This window comes from Neolewinella maritima (assembly GCF_923081025.1).
Classification (GTDB): domain Bacteria; phylum Bacteroidota; class Bacteroidia; order Chitinophagales; family Saprospiraceae; genus Neolewinella; species Neolewinella maritima.
In genome coordinates this window covers 751,805-775,220 of the sequence record NZ_CAKLPZ010000001.1, presented here as the reverse complement: position 1 = coordinate 775,220, position 23,416 = coordinate 751,805, and the positions used below count along the sequence as shown (strand labels likewise).

Below are 23,416 nucleotides of genomic sequence, written 5' to 3'. Positions count from 1 at the left end.
TGAGTTTGGATTATCGGACGCCCAGCCCGTTTCCGAATCCGGCAGGCGCAGCCACGAAGCCCAGCTTCCCCTGCGCATCCTCCGCCATCAGGATCATCGCCTCGCTCAGCACGCCGGCCATCTTGCGGGGGGCCAAATTAGTAACCACTACAACCTGCTGACCGGGCAGCTCGGACGGATCGTAGTGCTTGGCGATGCCGCTTACTACGCTGCGCTGCTCGCCGGCGCCCAGGTCGATGGTAAGCTGCAGTAGCTTATTGGATTTCTTGACGGGTGCCGCGGTGACGATGGTGGCGGTACGCAGGTCTAGCTTGGTGAAGTCGTCAAAGGAGATCTCGGGCTTAGCCTCGTCGGCTGCGGGGGTGTCGATGATTTTTGCTCCTCCGCTCTGCTCGGCGGACGAGGCGAGCTCGGCCGACGAGCGGAGCTTGTTGCGCTGCCGCAGGACGATCTGTAGCAGGCTGTCGTCCTTGCGATCCACGATCTTAGGGAAGAGGACGCCCGCCTGCCCGATGGCGTGTCCCGCAGCGATCAGGGGGCGACCCGCAGCGAGGGTATCCCGGGCTACGGCCCAGTCGCCGTTGGCTACGATGTCCTGCTTGAGTACGGTACGCAGTTTGGCGCTGACCAGGGGGACGAAGGGGTGGGCCGTCAGGGCCAGGGCCGCCGCGACCTGGATACAGTCGAACATGATCTCGGCGATACGGGGATCTTCCGGATCGGCCTTAGCCAGCGACCAGGGGGCGGCGTCCTGCAGGTAGGTGTTGCCGAAGGTGGCCAGCTCGACGAAGGTGGTGGCGGCGTCCTTGAAGCGGAAGGCCTCGAAGTGGGTAGCTAGGGTGCTGAGGCTTTGTTGGAGTTGGTGTTGCACCTGCGAACGCGCCCCGGTGGAGCGGGGGACTAGACCGTCGAAGTACTTGTGGGTGAGGACCGTGACGCGGTTAAAGAAGTTGCCAAGTTTATCGGCCAGGTCCTTATCGTAATATTCGGTGAAGCCGTCCCAGGTGAAGTCGGCATCGGACTGCTCGGGCAGGTTGCGAATGAGGGCCCAGCGTAGGGCATCCTCGCCGTTGGGGAAGTCTTGGAACTCCTCGATGTACTCGTGCAGTTCGATGCCCCAGCCGCGGGACTTGCTGAACTTATCGCCCTCGAAGTTGAGGAACTGGTTAGCGGGCACGTTTTTGGGTAGGACGTAGTCCCCGTGGGCCCGCAGCATGGCGGGAAAGATGAGGCAGTGGAAGACGATGTTGTCCTTTCCGATGAAGTGAGTGAGCTCGGTATCGGGGTTCTGCCAGTAGTCGCGCCAGTCGCGGCCGTGGTCGAGGCACCACTGCTTGGTGCTGGAGATGTAGCCGATGGGGGCATCGAACCAGACGTAGAGCACCTTGCCCTCCGCTTCGGGGTGGGGCACGCTGATGCCCCAGTCGAGATCGCGCGTGATGGCCCGGGCCTGCAGGCCTTCGTTGAGCCAGCTCATGCACTGGCCAATGACGTGCTTCTTCCAGGTAGTGGGGTCGTGGACCTGCTCGCCGTCTACCCTACCCTCCTGGATCCAGCGGCGCAGGAAGTCCTCGTGCTTAGCCAGGTCGAAGTACCAGTGCTTGGTCTCGCGCAGTTCGGGGGTGCTGCCGCTGAGTACGGACACCGGCTCGATGAGCTCGGTGGGCGACAGGTCGCTGCCGCAATTCTCGCACTGGTCTCCGAAGGCCTCGGTGTGGCCGCAGCGGGGGCAGGTGCCCTTGATGTAGCGGTCGGCCAGAAATTGCTGGTACGCCGGATCGTAGTATTGCTCGGTCGTCTTGACAATGAATTCGCCACCCTTTTGGTCTAGGGTGCGAAAGAAGTCCTGGCTCGTCTCGTGGTGCAGCGGCGTGCTGGTGCGGTGGTAGTGATCGAAGCTGATGCCCAGGGCGGCAAAGCTGGCCTTATTGAGCGCGTGGTACTTGTCGATGATATCGCGCGGGTCGATGCCCTCCTTCTTGGCGCGCAGCGTGATGGCCGCGCCGTGCTCGTCGCTGCCGCAGACCCAGAGTACGTCCTTACCCATCAGCCGCAGGTAGCGGGCGTAGAGATCGGCGGGCAGGTAAGCGCCGGCGAGGTGGCCGAGGTGGAGCGGGCCGTTGGCGTACGGCAGCGCGGAAGTAAGCAGGTGGGGCATGGCGGTAAACTAGGTCGCGCAAAAGTAGCGCGCGGGGCGGGGACGAAAAAGATGTATACACGTTCGTTGTCTGCACAACAATATAGCTAAGGCGGTCGTTCTGGTACGGACACGACGAACAACAATGCTTTAAATCCTACTTTAGAATTACGATTAAATAGACACTAACACACATTTCGGAGGAGCGACGGACCATAGTCCGCCGCTCCTCCTTCTTTTAAGAAAGAAGGTGTTTAGCCACCAAAACAGTCGTTAAGACCTATATGTCCAAACAACATTGGCGTATAGGGGTCGTTACCCTAACAGACTTATTGTACTTTTTACAATAAGTAACCTATCGACACTGAGGCTGGTCCCCGTCGGCTACTATCCACTATGAAACGCGTATTCACTCTATTCTTATCCTTAATTATCACCGGTAGTTCTTCCGCCCAAGTCTGCGAGGTGACAAGCAGCTTTTTCGACATCTGCAGTAGTTGTTCTACGGGTTCGAATCCGGCCATCGTCGACGGGGTGTTTCGCGGCCAGCTGATCGTCACGGGGGGAATCAGCTACACCCTGCCGGAAAGCTGTACGTCCGCTTTCACCTTTGCGGATAATGTGACGATCAGGATAGATAATAAGGTCACATTTGAAATTCCGGGGGGGATTCAGATCGCACCGAACACTACGGTAGCGGTAGACGGCCACGTGAACGGTCAGTCCGTACTGAGTGGGCTGACCTATAGCCCTAAGGGCGGCTCCGGCGGCAACTATGCAGATCTCTCCGCGCGGCTATCGAATCCGGACGACTTCACTAAGAGTGCCTCCGGACAGCGCGCATCACTACCCGTAGAGTTAGCTTACTGGGAGGCCGAGCCGGCGGACGATCACATCGCGCTCCGCTGGGGCAGTGCCAGCGAATCGGATAATGCCTACTACGAGGTGGAGCACTCCGTAGACGGGGTGACGTTTCGGCCCGTAGGCCGACGGAGCGGCCAGGGGGATAGCCGCACGCTGCTAGACTACAGCTACACCCACACCGAACCCACCGCAGGACGTAATTATTACCGCCTCCGGCAGGTAGACCATGATGGCTCTACGGAGCTGTCGGGCATCATCGTCCAGGAATACAGCAGCTCCCGGAATAGCACCACGGCAGTGGCCGCCACCCGCCCCTACCCCAACCCCGCCCGGGCCGGGCACCTCCTGACCGTAGGGCAGAGCGATCAGCAACAGCAGGTGACGATCTATACCGCGGCGGGTATCCACGTCGGCACCTACCGACTACAGCAGCAGCGCCTGCGGTTGCCCGCCGATCTCCGTACCGGTAGCTACGTGCTACGGGTAGGCACGACCGCCCACCATCTGCTGGTCCGCTAGCGTCTCAGGGCACATATTGTGTAGGGTCATAAACTTTAACGTTTAAACAACATCGCCATTAAGGGGTGATGAACCGGCGATACCGGCATGTGTAGTGCCTGCGGACGCTCACCGGCAGACTTGAATAGTGCGGCTGACTATTGATAGTTAGCTACCTGACCGTAGCATCGTATATTTAGTGTAGGCTTTAACAGTTCCGCCATTTGGCGGCGCTGTGGGCGATAACACTACACACACTATGCGACACATTTACACCTGTTTACTCTTCCTGGTTTTCTTTGGCGGCTCGTGCGTTGTGAATGCACAGGGAGGTTGCATCATAATTGCAAACAACCAAGCATTCTGCACTGCCTGTTCGGGCAACATCTCTAGCACTGGCGTGATTTCCGGCACCATCACCGTGCAGGCCAGTAACTTCACCCTACCGACCAGTTGCCCGGAGTCAGGAGCCCTTAGTATAGGGGCGCTGAACCTTAGCCTGAGCAGCGGGGCCAAGTTGACCGTACCCGATGCCGTGCTGGTCGATGGGTCGGCAGCAAATACTTTCACACTGAATTTTGCAGGCTCAAGTAATCAGGCCAACTTCATTTTTCGGGGCACAAATTTCAACCGAAATCAGTTCGCGCAGGCCCAGTCTAACGTACGTGCCGAAGGTGCCGCCGCTCCCGTCACCCTACTGTCCTGGAATGCTGCCCCGCTCAAAAGTGACGTACAGCTAAGCTGGTCGAGCATCGAGGAGGTTGACAATGACTTCTACACCGTCGAGCACAGCCAGGATGGCGTCCACTTCGTCGAGCTCACCCGCCTGGCCGGCGAGGCCAGCTCCGACCAGATCCTTCACTACAGCTACCTGCACCGTGCACCCGGCACCGGTCAGCACTACTACCGGCTCGCACAGCACGACTTCGACGGTACCCGTACCGTCTTCGATATCGTGAGTGTGCACGTGGGTGAGCAGCCAGCCATCGGGCTGTTCCCGAACCCCGCCAGTCCGGGTCAGCAGGTGCAACTAAGCTCCGTCGACACCGGTACACCCATCAGCCTGTACCATCCTGACGGCCGCGAGGTAGCGCGCTTCCCCGCATTCGACGCGCGCGCCCCCTACCTTACGCTGCCCACTACGCTGCTCCCCGGGGTCTACCTGCTGCGGAGTGGTACGAAAAGCAGTCGCCTCGTCGTGCGCTAAGCCGGGACGCACTCGACTCCGTCTAGTATATGGCGTTGACGAAGCCTTCCCGGGTCGCAAAATCTGCATTCCCCGGCTCCCAGCCGGCCGTGAAGCGGTACTCGGTGGGCTCCCCATCGGTAAGCCTGAGCCGTACGTAGTAGGAGGAGCTGATGGGCGTCTCGTCGGGCATAAATTCGCCGGTACCGAGCACCTTTGACTCGTCTGCTGTGATGGCCATACCCAGTACCTTATCCAGCTCGGCCTGTGGACCGTAGGTGTACATGACGAAGCGACCGGGTTGCTCCACGGTATAGACCGTGTCACTGAGCAGGTTGACGATACCGGTGAGCAGTTCTTCGTCGCCCCGCAGGCCCGTAAAGGTTACCGAGGAGGTATAGCCGTAGGTACCGGTATCGATGCCGATCTCCCAGTCGAGGTCCAGGCTGCGACCGGCTACCTCCCAGCCCCGGTAGCTGAGGAGCAGGCGCGAGCGTTCGGGTGTCTCTTCCAGCACCCGGACCGTCTCCTCGGCTGCATCCCCGAGGTGGTACGCCTGGCCATCGATCATCAGTCCGATGCTACCGGCCCCGAGGGACGTACCGACTTTGAGAACATCCATACCCCAGTCGGAAAAATCGTGGTAACTCTCCCCGTCTCCGCCGGTGTTTAAGCCTACGCTGTCGAGCACCATGTCGCGCGTCCGCTTGCCGAATATATCGATGGCGTTGCGCTCGTCGAAGTAGATCCGAAAGCCCACGTTCTCGTTTTCCCAGGCGGGTCCCTCCACCTGATAGACGTAGGGAGTACGCTTGGCAATGTGGTCCGTTGCGCGCGTAGCCTCGGTGACCTCCTCGAAGGTACCGTCTTCCCGGGCTTCGGCGAGACGAATATTGGTGCCCGTAGTAGCTACCGGCGTCGTCGATGCTTGCGCGTCCGTGGTAGTCTCGGCGTCCGGGTTTCCACAGGCGGTAGCTGCCAGGAGTAGGACGAGTATAGATAATCTGTTCATGTGCTAGTGGGTATTCGGTTACTGGTTCAAGCGGTTGAGCGCCTCCAGGTAGTAGTAGTCGCCGTAGTTGATGTTGACGTCGAGCTCCCGCTCGCGATCGGTGCCGCTGCGCGGCTTATTGCCGGTCTGGTGACGCAGTAGTCCGCCCATCGGATCATCTACTCCGGCCAGATACTTCGGGCTGCTCAGGGCGGTAAGCAGTCGCTCCGCTTCGCTGCGGTACTTGGCACTGCCAGTCACTTCGCTGAGCGCGATAAATGCACTGGCCGCGATGGCCGCTGCGCTAGCGTCCTTCTCCTCCCCCGGCGCATCGAAGTCCCAGAATGGAATGGTGTCCGCGGGCAGGTTCTCGATGAAGTGATCCGCCGACCGGATAGCCCGGTCAAGGTAGCGTTGGTCGCCCATGTCCTGGTAGGCCTCGGTGAATCCGTAGATGGCCCAGGCCTGTCCGCGCGCCCACATGCTTTCGTCCGCGATCCCCTGGTGGGTGGTGCGGGAGCGCACGGCTCCGTCGGCGGGATCGTAGGTCACCACGTGGTAGCTACTCCCGTCGGGGCGGAAGTGCTCGGCGTCGGTACGGTCGGCATGACGGCGTGCCATGCGGAGGTAGCTGCTATCGCCGGTCTCCCGGGCGGCGAAGTTGAACAGGTGCAGGTTCATCATATTGTCGATGATGGTTAGGTGGTTAGTATCCTCGCGGTCCCAGCTCCGGATGGTCTTTACGGTGGGGTTGAAGCGGCCGGCCCCCGTGCGCGCCGCGGTCAGCAGCGGCTGCAGGTAGGTGGCGCTATCACCCGTCAGCTCCAGGGCATTTCCGAAGCTGGAGTACATGATGAAGCCGATGTCGTGGTTGCGGTCGTAGGTCTGATTTTCCCGCAGGGTCTCGGTCCACTTTTTGGCCTGTGCGAGTACCTCCGCGTCGCGATCATGGGCGTACACCTGCCAGAGGATACCGGGGAAGAAGCCGGTGGTCCAGTCCGTTTTGCCGACTTGCCGCCAGGTCCCGTCGTCCCAGGCGTTACGGGGCAGTCCGGCGGCAGTGTCCAGGCTGGTCGCTGCGCGCAGGTACTTGACTTTAGCCAGGGCAAATATGCTGTCGACCGGTATACTGTACGTAGCAGCGGGCGGGTCCGCAGGTGCGGGAGAACGCTGGCAGGAGGCGGTGCACACCGCAGCGAGCAGACAGACGAGGAGGGGAAGAATTCGCATAAGTACGGTAGAATGATCAGGCTAAAGTTAGTGCCTCCTGGCAATTCCGTGTATATTTGACACAGAAACTTCTTCTTATGATTACCATGCGCCATGGCGTCCACCCCGACCACTTCAAGTTACAGACCACCAGCGAGCTACGCGATGAGTTTCTCGCCACCGGCGTGATGACCCCCGGAGCGGTGACCCTGTTCCACTCCTACTACGACCGCTTCATCTTCGGCGGCGCGGTACCCACTGATCAGCCCCTCCAGCTCGAAAACGACGATGCCCTGCGGGCCGACTACTTCCTGGAGCGCCGCGAGCTCGGCCTGCTTAATTTGGGCGGTAGCGGTACGGTGACCGTAGACGGCACGGCCTACACCCTGGAGCGTTTCGACTGCCTGTACATCGGCCGCGGTGCCCGGGACGTACGCTTCGCCAGTGCTTCGGCCGGCCAGCCCGCCAAGTACTACATCAACTCCGCCCCCGCCCACAAGGAGTATCCCACTACGAAGGCTACACAGTCCGAAGCCAACCGCATCGCGCTGGGCGACGAGGCCCATGCCAACAAGCGTGTACTCTACCAGTACATCCACGAGCAGGGCATTCAGAGCTGTCAGGTCGTGATGGGCTTCACCGAGCTCGCCGAGGGCAATATCTGGAACACCTTTCCGCCCCATACCCACGCCCGTCGTATGGAGGTATACCTCTACTTCGACCTGCCGGAGGACGAGCTGGTCATGCACTTCATGGGTAGCCCCGAAGAGACCCGCCACCTGGCCGTGCGCAACGACGAGGCCGTTATTTCTCCCCCCTGGTCTATCCACAGCGGGGCCGGTACCGCCGCCTACCGCTTTGTCTGGGGCATGGCCGGTGAAAACCAGTCCTTCGCCGATATGGACGCCGCTCCACGCTCAACTATCCGCTAGCTATGTTCGACCTCACGGGCAAGACCGCCCTCGTCACCGGCTGCAAGCGCGGCATCGGCTTCGCCATGGCCGAAGGGCTCGCCGCCGCCGGCGCCGACATCATCGGTGTATCGGCCAGTCTCAGCGAGACGGACGCCATCGCCCAGGCCGTTACCACGCTCGGCCGCCGCTTCACCGCCTACCGCTGCGACTTCTCGGACCGCAGCGCCCTAACCGACTTCATCGCTACGGTAAAGGCCACCCATGGCACCCCCGATATTCTGGTCAATAACGCCGGCACCATTCAGCGGGCCCCCGCCGCCGAGCACAGCGATGCGTACTGGGACGAGGTGATCGCGGTCAACCAGACCGCCCCCTTCATTCTCTCCCGGGAATTTGGGCGCGATATGGTCGCCCGCGGCAGGGGTAAGATCATCTTCACCGCCTCCCTGCTCACTTTCCAGGGCGGCATCACCGTACCAGGCTACGCGGCCTCAAAGGGGGCGATCGGTCAGCTGGTCATGGCGCTATCCAACGAGTGGGCCGGCCACGGCGTGCAGGTCAATGCCATCGCGCCGGGCTATATCCGCACCGATAATACACAGGCGCTGCAGGATAATGCGGAGCGCTCCGCCTCCATCCTCGGGCGCATTCCCGCCGGACGCTGGGGTGAGCCGGACGACTTCAAGGGACCCACCGTATTTCTTGCCAGCGCGGCCTCGGACTATGTATCGGGCACCGTACTCACCGTAGACGGCGGATGGATGGGCCGCTAGATACCCGCGTCACCGTACGCAGCGCAGCGGCTACCCATACGGCCGACTGCGTGGTCTTCGGCTACGCCGAAGGGGAACTGCGGGTGCTCCTCGTGCGCCGCGCGGTGGAGCCCTTCCTGGGCCACTGGGTACTGCCCGGCGGGGCTATGGCGGAGACCGAGCGGCTGGAGGAAACCGCCCGCCGCGTACTCCTCGAACTCGTCGGCGTGCGCAATCTGTACCTGCAGCAGGTAGCTACCTATAGTGCACCGGACCGCCACCCCGTGCGGCGGGTGGTCACTACGTCGTACTACGCGCTGGTGCGGCCGGAGCAGCACCAGCCGACGGCCCTGGGCTACCTCAGCGAGGTGCGTTGGTTTCCGCTATCGGAGGTACCCCCACTGGGATTTGACCACAGCACGCTGCTCGCCGATGCCCATGCCCGCCTGATCTTGCACCTGCGTACGCGCCCCCTGGCCTTTGACCTACTGCCCGAGCGCTTTACGCTGACCGAAGCGCAGGGGGTATACGAAGAGATTCTGGGCGAAGGCCTGGACCGCCGCAACTTTCGGCGCAAGCTGCAGACCTACGATTTCCTTATCGAAACCGAGGAGAAACGCCGCGGTGTGCGGGGCGGACCGGTACTATACCGCGTACATGTGGATCGATTGCGGGCGCAGCTACAGAAAAATACATAACTATACCCCCGTCAGTAGTACTATTGATCTCACACTCACTATTCCCCTATATGAAAGCTGTTTATTCTAACCTGCTCCTCGTGAGCGTACTCTTTCTGCTTACCTCCTGCGGACCAAAGATCTACGAAGCGCCCGGAATGGCCGCCGCTACCTCCCGCCACCAGCTGATCGCGATCCTGCCACCTACCGTAGCCATCAAGGGGCGTCCGAAAGACGATCCGGAAGCCCTGGCCCAGGCCGCACGCGACGATACCTTCACCTTTCAGCGCGAGATCTACAGCTGGATGCTGCGCCGCAAGCAGCAGGGCAAGATCCGCAACCTGGAGATCCTGGATCCCGAGACCACCAACGCCAAGCTCACCAAGGCCGGCTGGAGCATCGACGACCGCAGCATGACCCCCGCCGAGATGGCCCAGATCCTGGGCGTAGATGCCGTGATCACGACGCGCTTCAATATGAGCAAGCCCATGAGCCAGGGCGCGGCCATCGCACTGGCCGTACTGGCCGGTGCCGCCGGTGCCACGAATGCGACTACGGTGAATATGGACATCCACGACGCCGAAAAGGGCATGATCTGGAACTACGACTGGGAGGCCAGCGGCGGACTGATGAACAAGGCCGAAGACCTCGTCGAGGCCCTCATGCGCAACGCCAGCAAGCGGATGCCCTACGCGGTGAACTAAGTTTATTCAAGCTTAGGGCAATAGGCTGGGCGCTGGGGTCCGACGACTATCTTTGTCGCTCCATCTACCCAAGTGCCCAGCTCATGAAACCAGTTTTACTCTACCTCAGCCTCCTCTGTAGCTTGTTCATCACCGCGCAGGACCGTGTGCTGATCACCGGACTGCTCGACGGGACCGCCCCGGGCGCCACGCCCCGGGCCGTGGAATTGTACGTGAAGGGCACGGTCGATCTGAGCGCTTACACCGTACAGCGCTACGCCAATACCAATACCGAGGGCACGCCCATCACGCTCTCCGGCACCTACACGGATGCCTTCGTCTACGTGGTGAACGGTACGGATGCCTTCGCCGAAGCCTTCGGTACAGCGGGCGACTTCGCTAACGTCATCGCCTCCGGCACGGTATCCGGCAACGGTAACGATGCCTTCACCCTGGAGCTCGACGGTAGTATCGTCGACCAGGTTGGCGGACCGATCGGTGACGATACCAGTATCTATACCGACAGCTACCTCTACCGCACCAACGGTACGGGCCCCGACGGTACCTGGGTAGCCGATAACTGGATTACGCCCGGCAATAACCTCCTCGACGGCCTTACGCTAGTAGAGATCGGCGCTATCGTTCCCTTCGGCACCTACCAGGGAGGCGGCGGCAGCGACGGGCCTACCCTATCCATCACGGCGACCACCGACCTGGCCGAGCCCGGCACCGACGGTGGCTTTACGGTAAGTCTGTCGACAGCGGCGGACAGTGACCTCACCTTAAGCTATGCGCTGAGCGGCACGGCTACTCCCGGTACTGACTACCTCACTACCGGCGACCAGCAGGCTACCATCCCCAGCGGCGAGCTCAGCGTAAGCGTCATTCTTACCGTAGTAGAGGATGAGCAGATCGAGGGCAGCGAAACTATCGTGGTGACCCTCGGCGCCATCAGCGATACCAGCTATACCAGCGGTGCGCCCGCTGAACTCCTATTGCTGGACGACGACCTAGGCACCGACCCCATCGCCATCCACATCGTGCAGGGCCGCGGCGAGACCAGCCCCCTGGCCGGCAATACCGTCACGGTAGAAGCCATCGTGACGGGTGACTTCGTGGACGGCCTCGACGGCTTCTACGTACAGGAAGAGGACGCCGACGCCGATCAGGACAGCCTGACCTCCGAAGGCGTCTTCGTATTCGCACCCAACGCGAGCGTAACCATGGGCGAGCTGGTCACCGTAACCGGCGTAGTCGAAGAGCGCTTCGGTCAGACCCAGATCCGGGGGGGCGGGGACGCCGGTGCGGCGATTACCCGGAAGTCTGCCGGCGCGGACTTACCTACCGCCGTGATTCTTACCCTACCCCGCGCAGATTCCCTCCTGGAAGCCCTGGAAGGTATGCGCGTCACCCCCCGCGACCTGGTCATCACCGACGTGAGCAGCCTGGCCCGCTTCGGTGAGGTGGAGGTGACCTCTGACGAGCGCATCATCCAATTCACCGAATGCAACCGGCCGGATGCTGCCGCCCTGGCTGCCTACCGGGACAGCATCTCCGCCGACCTGCTGCTCATCGACGACGGGCGGGGCGGAAGCAATAACCTGCCCATCCTGTTCGCTGGCACCGATACCCTGGAAGCCAGCGATCAGATCCGTGCCGGACAGACCATTAGCGGCCTCACCGGTGTGCTGGGCTACGGCTTCCGTCGCTACCGCATTCAGCCTACCCAGACCGAAAACCTGCGCCTGAGTGGTAACGACCGGCCCACTAGTGCGCCGGAGGTAGGCGGCGAATTACGCGTAGTCAGCGCTAACGTGCTCAACTACTTTACCACCCTGAATAGCCGGGGTGCCGATACCGAGGCAGAGCTCATCCGCCAGGAAGACAAGATCGTAGCCGCCCTGTGCGAGCTGAACGCCGACATCATCGGCCTCATCGAGATCGAGAACAATGACAATATCGCCCTCGCCCGTCTGGTCGATGCACTCTCTACCCGCTGCGGCGTACCCTACGCCTTCGTGGTCTCCCCCAATACCGGTGACGACCAGATCATGGTGGCCCTGGTGTACCGCACCGACCGGATCGAGGAGTCCGGCACGGCGGCTGCACTGGCCAGTCCGGATTCCCTCTTCGTAGGACGCAGCACCAACCGCGTACCCCTGGCCCAAACCTTCCGCGTCATCGACGCCGGCAGCAGTAACCTGGGTGAGGAACTGACCGTCTGTGTCAACCACTTTAAGAGTAAGGGCGGCGGCTGTGGCCCCGGCAACGACGACGATGGAGGTGCCGGCAACTGCAACGGCACCCGCGCCAAAGGAGCCCGCGCACTGGCCGCCTGGCTGGCGACCGACCCTACGGGAGTAGACGATCCCGACGTGCTGGTCATCGGTGACCTCAACGCCTACCGCATGGAGGAGCCCATCAGGGTACTGGAAGATGCCGGCTACGTGAACACCAAGCGCCTGCTCGGCAACGACCGCTTCCCCTGTGCCGGCGGTCCGCCCAGCTACGTCTTCGGCGGAGCGTGGGGCAGCCTCGACTACGCGCTGGCCAGTGATTCGCTGGCGCCGTTCATCACCGGAGCTACCGCCTGGACGGTCAACGCGCCGGAGCCCGCCATACTCGACTACAATACGGAGGGAGCCAGCGACAGTCTGTACGCACCCGATTTCTACCGCTTCAGCGACCACGATCCCATCGTAGTGGGCATCGACCTGAGTCAGCTCGTGAACAGCGTGCCCAACAGCGTGCCCAACGGCTCAGGTGCCGAACTGATGCGCACCGGATCGCACACCTACACCTTCGCCGGCCTACAGCGCGCGGGCAGTTACCTGCTCACCAACTCGGCCGGCCAGGTACTCGGTAGCGGTACCGCACGGATACTGGGCACACAGCTCAGTGTGGCGGGCCTACCCGCCGGGGTCTACTTCGTCGTGCTCCGGGAGCCGGGTGCCGGTCAGGCTACCTTCAAGCTCGCCGTACTGTAGCGGCAACTCGGGCCCTACTCTACCGAACTGATGAGCTTCACTTCCAGCACGAGCTGTCGTTCTTCGCGTACGATATTGAGCTTAACGACCTCGCCGGGCTGGTATTTTTCCAGCTCCAGGTACAAGTCGGAGTTGCTGCTGATGGCATTGCCGTTGATCCCGATGAGCACGTCGCCCAGGTAGCGGCGTCCACGGGAGTCGATGCTCAGGCCCCTCAGCCCCGCACTGGCGGCCCCGCCCCCGGCTTCTACGCGCTCTACGATGAGGCCCTTGTAGCCGCTGTACTGCCGCAGGTCAGCACCCAGTACGGCGCGGCGTACTTCACCGTAGCGGATCACGTCGTCTACCACGTAGCGCACTACGTCGACGGGAATGGAAAAGCCGATGCCCGCCGAGGCACCGGAGGGACTGTAAATGCTGGTATTGACGCCGATCAGCTGACCGTTACTGTCGAGTAGCGGACCGCCGGAGTTTCCCGGATTAATGGCTGCGTCGGTCTGGATGGCCCCCTTGATCGGTACGCCGGCCTGACTACGGATCTCGCGATCCAGGGCCGATACGATACCGGTGGTGAGGGTCTGGTCCAGTCCGAAGGGATTACCGATGGCGTACACCGCCTGCCCTACGCGGATATCCTGACTGCTGCCCACCCGGATGGGCTGTAGCTCGCTAGCCGGGGCACTGATCTTGAGTACTGCCAGGTCCTTCTCCTTTTCGAAGCCGACCACGCGGGCATCGTAGGTCTTACCGTTGCTGAGCGTGATGGCGATCGAGCTGGTATTGGCCCCATTGATGACGTGAAAGTTAGTGATCACGTGGCCCTGCTTATCCCAGATAAAGCCCGAACCCGAGCCGCTCTCCACCTCTCCGTAGCTCCAGAACGAGCGCCGCATCGCCTTGGTCGTAATAAAGCAGACCGCCGGCGAGGCTGATTCGAATAGACGGATGGTACGCTGCTCTTCCGGGTTATACGGGAGGGCGGGTCCGCCGGTGCGCAGAACGGTAGAATCCATGCCGGCGGCGCGATCGGGTAACGGTCCGGTGTAGCTGGCCTGCACCATATCCGCCTGTGGGGTGACGGCGGCGGGAAACCAATAGCGGCCGGCGGCGAAGGCGGCCAGTACGATCAGAAAGGAAAGCAGAAAGTTTTTCACGTGTCGTCCGATTACTTACAGCCTACAACGCATGAGGGCGGTAAGCGGATATAAAAAATTGGTCGGTATACACCATAAAATGCGCCCGCTACTCCACGGTAGCGGGCGCATTTTAAAACGGGGGCCGGTCCCTTAGTTGCGTTCCAGTTGTTCCAGCCAGTCGGTGTAGGTACCCAGCAGTTCGGAGTAGTGGGTCTGGGCCTGGGCGGCGTAGGCGGGGTCGAGCAGCATGCGTTCTACGACGGGGTATTTGGACAGATCCAGGTCGGCCTGCTCCTCCAGCGCGTCGACGACCAGCTGACCGAGCTCCTCGCGGCTATTGTACTCCTTATCCTGGAAGTAACCGGAGACCGCATCCTGGTGGGTGGGTGATACACTGTACAGGCCGGCCGCCGGGGGCATGGTGCGGCCGGTGGTCTCGAAGGCGTGTACCTCGAAGGCGGGATCGAGTTTGGCCAGGGCGTCCTGCATGCCGTTCATGACGGTCTGCATCTGGTCGATCATACCGGCCATATCGTTCTGGTTGATGCCCACCGCACAGGTGATCATCTGGTACGCTTCGCCGCGACGATCGGGATCGGAGGCTTGCCAGGCCACCCCGATGATGCGGGCGTAGTCCAGGGGTAGCATCTGCTGCTTACTCACCGCGATGGCCAGGCCGTCTCCTTCCCCGGAGGGCAGCAGGTAGTCGCCGATCAGCACCACGCCGCGCACCTTGACGGGCACCTGGCCGATGAAGGCGATCTTTTCGTACAGGGCTTCCGCTTCGGCGCTGGGCGGCATGGCACCCACTACGGCCGGGGCGGCGGAGACCACCATGAACTGATCGGCTTCGGTGAAGGTGCGCGAAACGGCCCCACCGATCACCCCGACTACCTCGCCGTACTGCAGCTGTTCGGTGCTGTCGTGCTTGATGAGCCACTCGGCGTAGTCGCCACTACCCGACTGATAGGCCACTCCGGTATTGGTGATCGTAAAGCCCAGGAATACCCCCAGGTCGACCCCGGCGAAGACCGCCGCGATGGCCGCATCGAAGATATCTACCGGATCGAAGGGAATACTGGCGAAGCTGGTGGCAACCTTGATGACCGACACAATGAACTTGACGGACAGAATGACCAGATCTACGACCTCCTTCGTGTTAACCTGGCTACCCAGTGGAATTTCATTCTCGGGGATGTTCTCGTCGCCGGCCTCCCGCGCCTCGTTGCTCTGGTCGTAGGCAATAGTATCGCTGCCCGCGGTTTCGGTACTGCCCTTCGCTTCGTCGGGGTCATATTCCAGTAGGTCCTTAGAGGTATCCTTGAATTGCTGAACGATGAAGCCGGTGTTGCCCTCGATGCGGCCCTTCATTTCGCCGTCGGCAAAGAAGGCTACGAAGTTGTTGATCGGCGCCCATTCATTGACGCGGATGGCCATGCCCTGGCTCGCGCCGGAGACCTGTAGGGGGTAGTTATTGAAGCTACCCACCGACCCGTTCGTGATCTCGGGACAAAAGCGGAACCTGGCCTCGTTAGTTTCCCCACTGGTGATGCAGTCCGCTACGTCCAGAGAGTTGTTGATCGTACCGGCACCGTTCACGGTGAGCGGTCCGGTGAGGAAGGACGCGCTGTTGTTCGTGACGTTGAGTGCGCTACCGATGGTGGTCACGCCGGTCACATTCAGCGCGCCCGAGAGGTTGGTGGTGCTTGCGTTATTGACGTTCAGTACGTTGTTCAGATTCGTCACACCGGCTACGTCGAGCGTATTGTTGAGCTTGGTAGCGCCGTCTACGTTGACTGGGCCGCTCAGGTTAGTGGTGCTGCCGTTGGTGACGTTTACGGTACTGTTCAGGTCGGTGGTACCGTCTACGTTGAGCGTGTTATTGAGGTCGGTGGGGCCGTCCACGTTGACTGGACCGCTCAGATTGGTGGTACTGCCGTTGTTGACGTTTACGGTACTATTCAGGTCGGTGGTGCCATCTACGTTTAGCGTATTGTTAAGGTCGGTGGGGCCGTCCACGTTCAGGGGGCCGGTCAGGTTCGTGGTACTGCCGTTGGCTACGCTCAGGTCACCGTTGACGATGGTATTGCCTCCGCTGATGTTGAACTCCGCGTTGTTCTGTACCGTGAGGTCATTACCGATGTCGAGGTCGGAATCGATCAGTACCGCGCCGGAACAGAGAATCCGGATACGCTCCACGTCGTCGGTCACGATAATCAGGTCAGCGCAGTCGGTGGTGCCGAGCTTGTCCTTGGTCGGATCGGACGTTCGATTGCCGAATAGCGACCAAGCCTGGGCGGGCACGCCGTTCTTGGCCTTTTGCTCTAGCTCGCCTTCGCTGCGCAGATCGCCGGCCGTGGCGGCATAGAAGGCATACGGCACGGACAGCATCTTGCTGTTGCTGATCGTGACGAAGCGGCCGTTCTCCATGATCTGTATTTCCATCCACACCTCGGAGCTGCTCCAGGGTACCTCGGCAAAGGTGCCCTGTAGGGCTTCCCCCTGGCCGATGGTGAGGGTGAACAGGCCGAGCGCGTTGGTCTCGACCCGGTGGTGTTCGGCGTAGACAACGCGATCCGCCTGACCATCGGCCAGTAGGTTGATCTGTAGTTCTACCCCGGTATTGGGGAGGACCTGGGCCGCCAGATCACGGGCTACGGCCTGGTATTGCATCCCCTGCGGCACGCCCTGCGCCAATAGGAGCGGACAGGTGGCGAGGCAGACAAGGAGGGAGAGTAGTAGTCGTTTCATGATCAGTTTAGTTTGATGACGGTGAAAGTTTGCGTGTGCTGGCCACTAGCCTGGGCTACGCGCAGCTGGTAGGTGCCCGGCGGCAGTTGGATCAGGTCGAGCTGCCGGGTTGCCCGGTAGGTTTCGCTCTGCTGGCGCACGACCATCCTACCCCGGGTGTCTAGCACTTCCAGGATGGAGTAGGCCTCCTGTTGCGCACCAGTGACGGTCACGTTGAGCAGGGACTGCGTAGGATTGGGGAATACGGTGATTGTGGGGACGTTGGCATCCGCCGTGGTGGCCGGGGCGGGGGGCAGTACGTGGAGCAGGGGCTGATGGAAGCCCTGCGTGAACAGTCCCCCCGGCGTAGCCAGGGTGTGGGTGGCGAGCTGGCCGACCGTCCAATCCAGCGCAAGCTGTTCGGTATGGTCTGACCCGCCACCGACGGCCAGGACCTCCTGCGCCGTAGCGGCATAGGAGAGCCCTACCGCCAGGGGCAGTAAAAGTAGGCGCATCATGATGGGTGGTACTATACAGCTACCGACGCGTGGGTAGCGCGCGGCAGGAGAACCTGCGGACGTACGTCAGTAGCTGGAGGGGTGAGTAAATGGGAGTAAACGTTCCGGCGCCAGTCGAGCGCTTCGGTCCTATAATGTACGGCACGTGCGGACGGCAAAATGGCCGCAAATACCAAAACCACCCAATTGCTTTCCCGGTGCCTACAAATCCACTCCCAAACTCAGCATATAGTTTCCGCCCGCCTGGGGGTACATGCCCATCAGCGTGGTCGGTGACCCGTCGAAGCGGTAGCGGTAGCTCCAACCGTTGCTGCTGTACAGCCGGTTGGTCAGGTTGCGGAGCAGGAAGGTGAGGCGGTAGCGCTTGCGCAGGCCGTAGCTCAGCCGCAGGTCGCTGTAGTAGTAGCCGTCCAGCTTGCTCTGCGCGGCACCGCTATTGTCTACGTAGCGGGCGCCGACGTACTTGGTCTGCAGGGCAGCCCCAAAGGCGTGCTGCCGGACCGTGCGATCGTAAGCCAGTTCTAGCGCGCCAGTCAGGTCGGGACTGAAGCTCAGCGGGGTATCCTCCTGGCTCACTTCGGCCTGACCTAGGTAGTCGAAATTGTCGTCGTAATCGTCCAGGATCTCGGTGTAGGCCTTGACGCGGTTGCGGCTTAGGGTCAGATTACCGCCCAGGGTGAAGTGATCGGCCAGCTGCACGCCACCCTGCAATTCGACGCCGAGGCGGTAGCTGCGCGGCACGTTGGTGCGGATGTACTCGCCCACATCATTGAGTGCGCCGATCAGTACGAGCTGGTCGCGGTACGCCATGTGGTAGACGTTCACGCCGAAGTTGACGCGCTGCAGGCTGCGGGATATCCCGATCTCGGTATTGAACAGCTTTTCGGGCACCGGGCGGGTGTCGACGGGATTGTCCACGAAGTCGTTCCGGTTCGGCTCCCGCTGGGCGACGCCGAAACTGGCGTAGGCGCGGGTACCCCGTTCGGGCAGGTAGACCAGTCCGGCCTTGGGGTTGAAGAAGGTGTGGCTGGCGGTCTGGTCGAGCAGCTCAGCCCGATTGTCCAGTCCCAGGAACGCGTAGTTGACGTGGCGCAGCTGAGCGTCGCCGTACAGGCTGAGCCGGTCGGTGAGGGCGTAGTTGGCGCGCAGGTAGTTATTGAAGTCGCGCTTGGTGGCGTCGTTGTCGTAGTAGCGCTGGCGGATCTCGGAATCCCCGGCGGCGCGCGCCCAGATCACCTCGCCGTAGTGCCCGCCCTCGTACTGGTTGGCGGCCCCGCCGAAGGTGACATCCCAGGCCCCGCGCTGGTAGCGCAGGCTATAGACGGTGCCGTAAAAGTGGTTGTCGAGCCAGCGGCGGCGGATCAGGTCGCTCGTAGCCGTATCGGCCACAATCCCGTACTCACTTAAGTCCTCCCCAGCCTTATACTGCTCGAAGTAGCCCAGTCCGCGGGTGTAGTGTCCGCTCACGCTCAGATCGAGGTGGCTGTTCAGGCTTCGGTTGAAGTGGAATTGGTAGTGGTTCTGCCGGTAGTTGTCCACTTCGTTGTCGTAGGGCTCGCCCGACTTCTCGGTGCCTACCGAGTTATAGGTGCGGCCGAAGGCGTCGATCTCCTCCTGCGTCACGCCGTTCCAGCTCTGGTAGGTGACCTCGTGGCCCCCGAAGGCGATAAAGCTGAACAGGGATTTGCCCAACTGCTTGGATACGGCGGCGTAGTAACCGTCCAGATCGGCGGTGGCCCGGTCGACGTAGCCGTCGGAGTGGATCTTGGAGTAGCGGGCCTCTATGCCGAAGCCGCCGTCGGTCTTGCCGCGGTAGCTGACCACGCCGCGGCGGGTACCGAAGCTGCCTAGGCCGGCGTCTACACTGAGCCCGGGCGTACCGTTGCCGCGGCCGGTGGTGAAGTTGATCGAGGCGCCGAAGGCGCCGGCCCCGTTGGTGCTGGTACCTACGCCACGCTGGATCTGGATCAGGTCGGCCGAGGAGCTAAAATCGGGCAGGTTCACCCAGTACACACCCTGGCTTTCGCTGTCGTTGTACGGGATGCCGTTGATGGTGATGTTGGTCCGCGTGGGATCGCTGCCGCGGATCCAGATGCCGGTGTAGCCTACGCCGGTGCCGGCATCGGAGTTGACCACTACGGAGGGCGTCCACTTGAGCAGGTAGGGGGCATCCTGACCTACGTTGCGCAGTGCAATATCTTTTCTGGTAAGGTCCACGTAGGTCACCGGCGTCTCCTGCCGGGCGGCGGTGGCCGTGACGGTGATGGGGTAGTCGAAGTCGTACACCTGATCGATGGTATCGACGGCGGTGGTAGTGGTGGTTTGACCCAGTACGAGTCGAACGAAGATCACCAGGATGGTGATCAGGCTAAGCCTAAGCATATGCGGTACATTTTCCCTTCCCGGCATTACCCGGGCAGGTTCCTTGAGTGAATCAAAGGGTATGATCTCAGCCGTTCCCAGAAAGGAACAGCACCCCGTTGTCGCGGCAAATGTACGTAGGGAGAGCAGTTAAACCAAGCGGGCGGGGCCGCAGGTGGGAGGGAAGAGGAGCAGCGGCTACCGGCCGGCGATTACGACCACCCGTTTGACCGCCCGGCCCGCTGAGGCATGGACGACCAGCGTGTATAATCCCACCGGCAGGTTACCGTCCAGAGGAAGTCGCAGCAACTGCTGACTGCTGCGGGAGGTTACGACCCGAAGTTCCCGCCCGAGCGGGTCGAAGAGCCGCACTACCAAGTCTTGTAAATCGTCCTGCCCGCTCCATTCGAGTAAGAGCTCTTGCCCGGCGCTTACCGGGTTGGGGTAGGCAAGCAAAGACGCGCTCAGATCTGGTTCGTACGTAGCCGTAGAAAATAGTACGTCCGTGCAGGCGTAGTCTACGCGCTTCAGTTCGACACTACCCTGATCATCGTTACCACCGGCTGAAAAGCAGCGCAAATAGAACGGACAGATGCCATCGCAGTAAAACCCATCGTAGGGGAACATATAGCGATCTATAGTGCCAAGTAGTTCATACCGCCAGCCAATTGAGAAGGCTCCGTCTACGTAATGCGGATACGCTCTTGAGGCTAAGTCTCTTAAGTATTGACCCCGCAGCGTCCTATCTCCCACGACCATAGTCCCGACGCTGTCGACCCTGAATGGCAGGTATTCAACATCACGGGCATCGCTGTTGCGCATCTGCGTGGGGATGTAGAAGAAGGCCGTGTCACCTGCTTCAAGCGTGAAGTCATAGAGTACGTGAAACGCACTATCGACGTAGTAGAGCAGCGTATCACCCCTTTGCTGTATGTAAAATGTATCGATCTCGTGCGGCAGGTAGTAGAAATCGAAAGCTAGATAAGGAGTGTCTACCGTTTGCAGGATAGCGGTAGCAGCCTGCCCATCGATGACCGTATCGCTGCCAACGGTCAATTGGTGGGGGGGCCAGGGTCGGCCAAGCCCGATACTGCCGTAGGTCCAGCGATTACCGGAATCCGTCCAGTCGACTGCTTGGGCTTGCACTGCACTACTGAGTATAGCTGCAAGACTCAGCACCCTTATTAGGTCAAATACCTTTTTCACTGCTTGATCATTAATTAGATGAGGTGAAGCTTCCGGAACCCGAAGTTTTCATCCGTGCAACAGATGAAACGGAAGGTCCCGAAACACTTACCGTTGCAGTAGTAGCACCGGTTTGATCAGTAGTGTACACAGGGCCGTCATACTGGTTGTTAGGACTGTCAACCGTTCCCGTCAACACACTCGTTTCGGCACCAGCAGATAATAGGTAAGCTTTATCCTGTAAGAGCCCATGAACTCGCGTGACCTGATCGTGCGTCAATGCATTGTTGCTAGTGTTATAACCAACTACATTATTGTCATACCCGAACTGTGAAGAGTAGCCAACTGGAGTGTCATCACAACGATCATTATTCCAGGAGTGATATAGTCCAAAATAATGTCCTAACGCATGACGTAGGTTTGCTCCTCGAAGCCAACACTTTCCTGATAAGACCATGTACTAGTATTCTTTCAAAATAGACAGCTACGGAGTTTAGATCAACCCTGAGATCCCTCTTATAGGGGGATAATGGGCGAAATGGGCTTCAAATCCCCAAACTTGGTAGAGGCGTCGTTCCACATATAATACAGGAACGTTTGGCTACCTGTATTATATAGGTATATTTTCAGACCCATCATCCTTTTGGAACACATGAATGATGATTCGAACAGTTTTGACCGGTACATTCGTCAGATCAATATCGCAGCCACTACGGTTCTTACTTGGGTCAAATGACTTAGTAATTACGTCTTCCATGCCACAGCTATACTGCGCATATGCGCCCATAGAAAACAGACAGAGGGCAACTACCCCCCCGCACCGCGGCAAGGAGTGAAATAGTAAAGTTATATGCCATAATGTGATTGGGTTATACCAAGCTACCTAAACGGAGGGGCGAAGCGTCCCGTAGCGATAATACCGATAAACACTGAAAACTATACGAAAAGCAGCCCGGTCGGTGATGAACAACTCAAAGCTATCGCTGCGCCAGTTGCCGCGCAATGGTCCTATAGTTAAAGTTTTCGCTACCCCGTACCTTTAGCCAAATTAACCTCCGTTCATGTACCGTCTGCTGTTGTCTCTTTTGCTTCCCGTACTTCTGCTCACCTGCGGCCCCGCCCCGGAAGACAACATTCCGCCGGACGTGCCGCAACTCTCTACCCTGCCCCTGCTGCCGCTGCCCGCGGAGATTACCGACGGTGAGGGCGTGAGCTACTACAAGACCTACGCCGGCGATATGACGCCCAGCAGCGACGCCACGATCGGCGATGCCCAGCGCTACCTGCAGCAGCGGATGCCTGGCCTGATCCTGCCCCTGCAGTACCGCACAAGCGAACGCCTGGCGGAGGGCGCCTACCGCATCGACTTTGCCGACGGAGAGATCGAGATTCAGGCCAGCGACCGCGATGGCATGCTCAACGCCGTCAAGACACTGGCACAGGTACTCCACTTTTCGGGCGCGGACGCGGGTGCGGTGTACATCAGCGAGGGCGAAATTTCGGATACGCCCCGCTACGCCTACCGCGGCTTCATGCTGGACGTGGCGCGCCACTTTTTTAATCCGGAAGAGGTCAAGCAGGTCGTCGACCGCATCGCGGCCTATAAGATCAATCACCTGCACCTGCACCTGAGCGACGACCAGGGCTGGCGCATCGAGATCAAGGGGTACCCCCGCCTCACCGAGGTGGGCGCGGCTACGGAAGTGGACGGTACGCCGGGCGGCTTCTACACCCAGGCGGAGTACAGTGACCTGGTCGATTACGCCCAGCAGCGGGGCATCACGGTGATCCCCGAGATCGACATGCCGGGGCATACGAATGCGGCACTTTCCGCCTACCCGATCCTTAACGTAGACGGGGAGGAAGTGCAGCCCTACACGGGCACTAATGTGGGCTTCAGCACCTTCGACGTAGACCAGGATTCGGTGTACGTATTCATCAATGACGTGGTCGAGCAACTGGCGGCGCTGACCCCCGGTCCGTACATCCACCTGGGGGGCGACGAGAGTGACGCTACGGATCACGAGGACTACGTCCGCTTCATCGACGAGGTGCAGCAGATCGTGCAGCAGCACGGCAAGACGGCCATCGGCTGGGACGAAGTAGCGACCTCCAAGCTGGCCCCCGGTACGGTCGTGCAGCTGTGGGCCCATCCGGAATATGCCCTACAGGCCAAGGAGGCAGGCAATCCGGTACTGATGAGCCCGGCCACCCGCACCTACCTGGATATGCAGTACGACAGCACGAGCCGCATCGGACTGCACTGGGCAGCCTACATTGAAGTAGACTCCGCCTACCTATGGGATCCGGCGACGCTGGCCCCGGGTATCAGCGACGGTGATATTCTGGGCATCGAGGCGCCGCTGTGGAGTGAAACCGTGCGTACGTTGGAGGACATCGATTACCTCACCTTCCCCCGCCTGCTGGCCCTGGCCGAGGTGGGCTGGACACCGCAGGACCGCCGGGAGTGGGAAGACTTCAAGCGTCGGCTACGGGCACAGGTCGAGTGGCTGGAAGCGCAGGGGGTGGGGGTGTATGCCTCCCGGGTGTTGGAGTAGGTAAACAAGGATCACACGGATTGAGTGTTG

At 60.6% G+C, this 23,416-nt stretch carries 16 protein-coding genes; 8 read left to right on the top strand and 8 right to left on the bottom strand.

Annotation, left to right across the window (positions count from 1 at the left end; all coding sequences use genetic code 11):
* Nucleotides 1-10: 10 nt before the first annotated feature.
* Complete coding sequence (metG, locus tag MJQ68_RS03150; protein WP_238749525.1) at nucleotides 11-2,158, bottom strand: methionine--tRNA ligase; 2,148 nt, start codon at nucleotides 2,156-2,158, stop codon at nucleotides 11-13.
* A gap of 375 nt (nucleotides 2,159-2,533) precedes the next feature.
* Here metG and MJQ68_RS03145 point away from each other — a divergent pair, with 375 nt between their 5' ends.
* Both MJQ68_RS03145 and MJQ68_RS03140 read left to right on the top strand, forming a co-directional pair.
* Nucleotides 2,534-3,520 carry a T9SS type A sorting domain-containing protein gene (locus tag MJQ68_RS03145; RefSeq protein WP_238749524.1) on the top strand — a complete coding sequence of 329 codons (987 nt, stop codon included), beginning with the start codon at nucleotides 2,534-2,536 and terminating at the stop codon, nucleotides 3,518-3,520.
* A 379-nt stretch (nucleotides 3,521-3,899) separates the two neighbouring features.
* Nucleotides 3,900-4,706 (top strand): T9SS type A sorting domain-containing protein, encoded by an 807-nt coding sequence (locus MJQ68_RS03140; RefSeq protein WP_238749523.1) that lies wholly within the window; start codon nucleotides 3,900-3,902, stop codon nucleotides 4,704-4,706.
* Between the two features lie 22 nt (nucleotides 4,707-4,728).
* Here MJQ68_RS03140 and MJQ68_RS03135 read toward each other — a convergent pair whose 3' ends face one another.
* Entirely contained in the window at nucleotides 4,729-5,697 is a 969-nt protein-coding gene (locus MJQ68_RS03135; RefSeq protein ID WP_238749522.1) for a DUF4861 family protein, read from the bottom strand.
* An 18-nt stretch (nucleotides 5,698-5,715) separates the two neighbouring features.
* Nucleotides 5,716-6,906, bottom strand: coding sequence for a glycoside hydrolase family 88 protein (locus MJQ68_RS03130; RefSeq protein WP_238749521.1), 1,191 nt, complete (start codon nucleotides 6,904-6,906; stop codon nucleotides 5,716-5,718).
* A gap of 77 nt (nucleotides 6,907-6,983) precedes the next feature.
* On the opposite strand from MJQ68_RS03130, the gene kduI reads away from it, so the two are divergent.
* The 5 genes from kduI (at nucleotide 6,984) to MJQ68_RS03105 (ending at nucleotide 12,898) form a co-directional block, all read left to right on the top strand.
* Complete coding sequence (kduI, locus tag MJQ68_RS03125; protein ID WP_238749520.1) at nucleotides 6,984-7,817, top strand: 5-dehydro-4-deoxy-D-glucuronate isomerase; 834 nt, start codon at nucleotides 6,984-6,986, stop codon at nucleotides 7,815-7,817.
* A 2-nt stretch (nucleotides 7,818-7,819) separates the two neighbouring features.
* Nucleotides 7,820-8,572 carry an SDR family NAD(P)-dependent oxidoreductase gene (locus tag MJQ68_RS03120; RefSeq protein ID WP_238749519.1) on the top strand — a complete coding sequence of 251 codons (753 nt, stop codon included), beginning with the start codon at nucleotides 7,820-7,822 and terminating at the stop codon, nucleotides 8,570-8,572.
* Nucleotides 8,557-9,249, top strand: a complete 693-nt coding sequence (locus tag MJQ68_RS03115) for an NUDIX hydrolase (protein ID WP_238749518.1) — start codon at nucleotides 8,557-8,559, stop codon at nucleotides 9,247-9,249. Before MJQ68_RS03120 ends, MJQ68_RS03115 begins: the two co-directional genes overlap by 16 nt.
* Nucleotides 9,250-9,299: 50 nt before the next feature.
* On the top strand, nucleotides 9,300-9,932 hold the full coding sequence (locus tag MJQ68_RS03110; RefSeq protein WP_238749517.1) for a hypothetical protein: 633 nt from the start codon (nucleotides 9,300-9,302) through the stop codon (nucleotides 9,930-9,932).
* Nucleotides 9,933-10,015: 83 nt separating this feature from the next.
* Nucleotides 10,016-12,898, top strand: a complete 2,883-nt coding sequence (locus MJQ68_RS03105) for an ExeM/NucH family extracellular endonuclease (RefSeq protein ID WP_238749516.1) — start codon at nucleotides 10,016-10,018, stop codon at nucleotides 12,896-12,898.
* A gap of 14 nt (nucleotides 12,899-12,912) precedes the next feature.
* On the opposite strand, the gene MJQ68_RS03100 is transcribed toward MJQ68_RS03105, so the two are convergent.
* The 5 genes from MJQ68_RS03100 to MJQ68_RS03080 all read right to left on the bottom strand — a co-directional run bounded on the left by MJQ68_RS03100 (nucleotide 12,913) and on the right by MJQ68_RS03080 (nucleotide 20,789).
* Complete coding sequence (locus tag MJQ68_RS03100; protein WP_238749515.1) at nucleotides 12,913-14,052, bottom strand: S1C family serine protease; 1,140 nt, start codon at nucleotides 14,050-14,052, stop codon at nucleotides 12,913-12,915.
* Between the two features lie 132 nt (nucleotides 14,053-14,184).
* The gene (locus tag MJQ68_RS03095) at nucleotides 14,185-16,785 is read right to left on the bottom strand and encodes an autotransporter outer membrane beta-barrel domain-containing protein (protein WP_238749514.1); all 2,601 of its coding nucleotides are present in this window, start codon (nucleotides 16,783-16,785) and stop codon (nucleotides 14,185-14,187) included.
* A 2-nt stretch (nucleotides 16,786-16,787) separates the two neighbouring features.
* Nucleotides 16,788-17,282 (bottom strand): T9SS type A sorting domain-containing protein, encoded by a 495-nt coding sequence (locus MJQ68_RS03090; RefSeq protein ID WP_238749513.1) that lies wholly within the window; start codon nucleotides 17,280-17,282, stop codon nucleotides 16,788-16,790.
* Between the two features lie 201 nt (nucleotides 17,283-17,483).
* Entirely contained in the window at nucleotides 17,484-19,664 is a 2,181-nt protein-coding gene (locus MJQ68_RS03085; RefSeq protein WP_238749512.1) for a TonB-dependent receptor, read from the bottom strand.
* Between the two features lie 177 nt (nucleotides 19,665-19,841).
* Complete coding sequence (locus MJQ68_RS03080) at nucleotides 19,842-20,789, bottom strand: T9SS type A sorting domain-containing protein (RefSeq protein ID WP_238749511.1); 948 nt, start codon at nucleotides 20,787-20,789, stop codon at nucleotides 19,842-19,844.
* Nucleotides 20,790-21,889: 1,100 nt separating this feature from the next.
* Here MJQ68_RS03080 and MJQ68_RS03075 point away from each other — a divergent pair.
* On the top strand, nucleotides 21,890-23,386 hold the full coding sequence (locus MJQ68_RS03075; protein ID WP_238749510.1) for a family 20 glycosylhydrolase: 1,497 nt from the start codon (nucleotides 21,890-21,892) through the stop codon (nucleotides 23,384-23,386).
* The last annotated feature ends 30 nt before the right edge of the window (nucleotides 23,387-23,416 follow it).

Coding starts and splice junctions, on each gene's coding strand:
- metG (WP_238749525.1), bottom strand. CDS start 2,158: ATGCCCCACCTGCTTACTTCCGCGCTGCCGTACGCCAACGGCCCGCTC.
- MJQ68_RS03145 (WP_238749524.1), top strand. CDS start 2,534: ATGAAACGCGTATTCACTCTATTCTTATCCTTAATTATCACCGGTAGT.
- MJQ68_RS03135 (WP_238749522.1), bottom strand. CDS start 5,697: ATGAACAGATTATCTATACTCGTCCTACTCCTGGCAGCTACCGCCTGT.
- MJQ68_RS03130 (WP_238749521.1), bottom strand. CDS start 6,906: ATGCGAATTCTTCCCCTCCTCGTCTGTCTGCTCGCTGCGGTGTGCACC.
- kduI (WP_238749520.1), top strand. CDS start 6,984: ATGATTACCATGCGCCATGGCGTCCACCCCGACCACTTCAAGTTACAG.
- MJQ68_RS03120 (WP_238749519.1), top strand. CDS start 7,820: ATGTTCGACCTCACGGGCAAGACCGCCCTCGTCACCGGCTGCAAGCGC.
- MJQ68_RS03115 (WP_238749518.1), top strand. CDS start 8,557: ATGGATGGGCCGCTAGATACCCGCGTCACCGTACGCAGCGCAGCGGCT.
- MJQ68_RS03110 (WP_238749517.1), top strand. CDS start 9,300: ATGAAAGCTGTTTATTCTAACCTGCTCCTCGTGAGCGTACTCTTTCTG.
- MJQ68_RS03105 (WP_238749516.1), top strand. CDS start 10,016: ATGAAACCAGTTTTACTCTACCTCAGCCTCCTCTGTAGCTTGTTCATC.
- MJQ68_RS03095 (WP_238749514.1), bottom strand. CDS start 16,785: ATGAAACGACTACTACTCTCCCTCCTTGTCTGCCTCGCCACCTGTCCG.
- MJQ68_RS03090 (WP_238749513.1), bottom strand. CDS start 17,282: ATGATGCGCCTACTTTTACTGCCCCTGGCGGTAGGGCTCTCCTATGCC.
- MJQ68_RS03085 (WP_238749512.1), bottom strand. CDS start 19,664: ATGCTTAGGCTTAGCCTGATCACCATCCTGGTGATCTTCGTTCGACTC.
- MJQ68_RS03075 (WP_238749510.1), top strand. CDS start 21,890: ATGTACCGTCTGCTGTTGTCTCTTTTGCTTCCCGTACTTCTGCTCACC.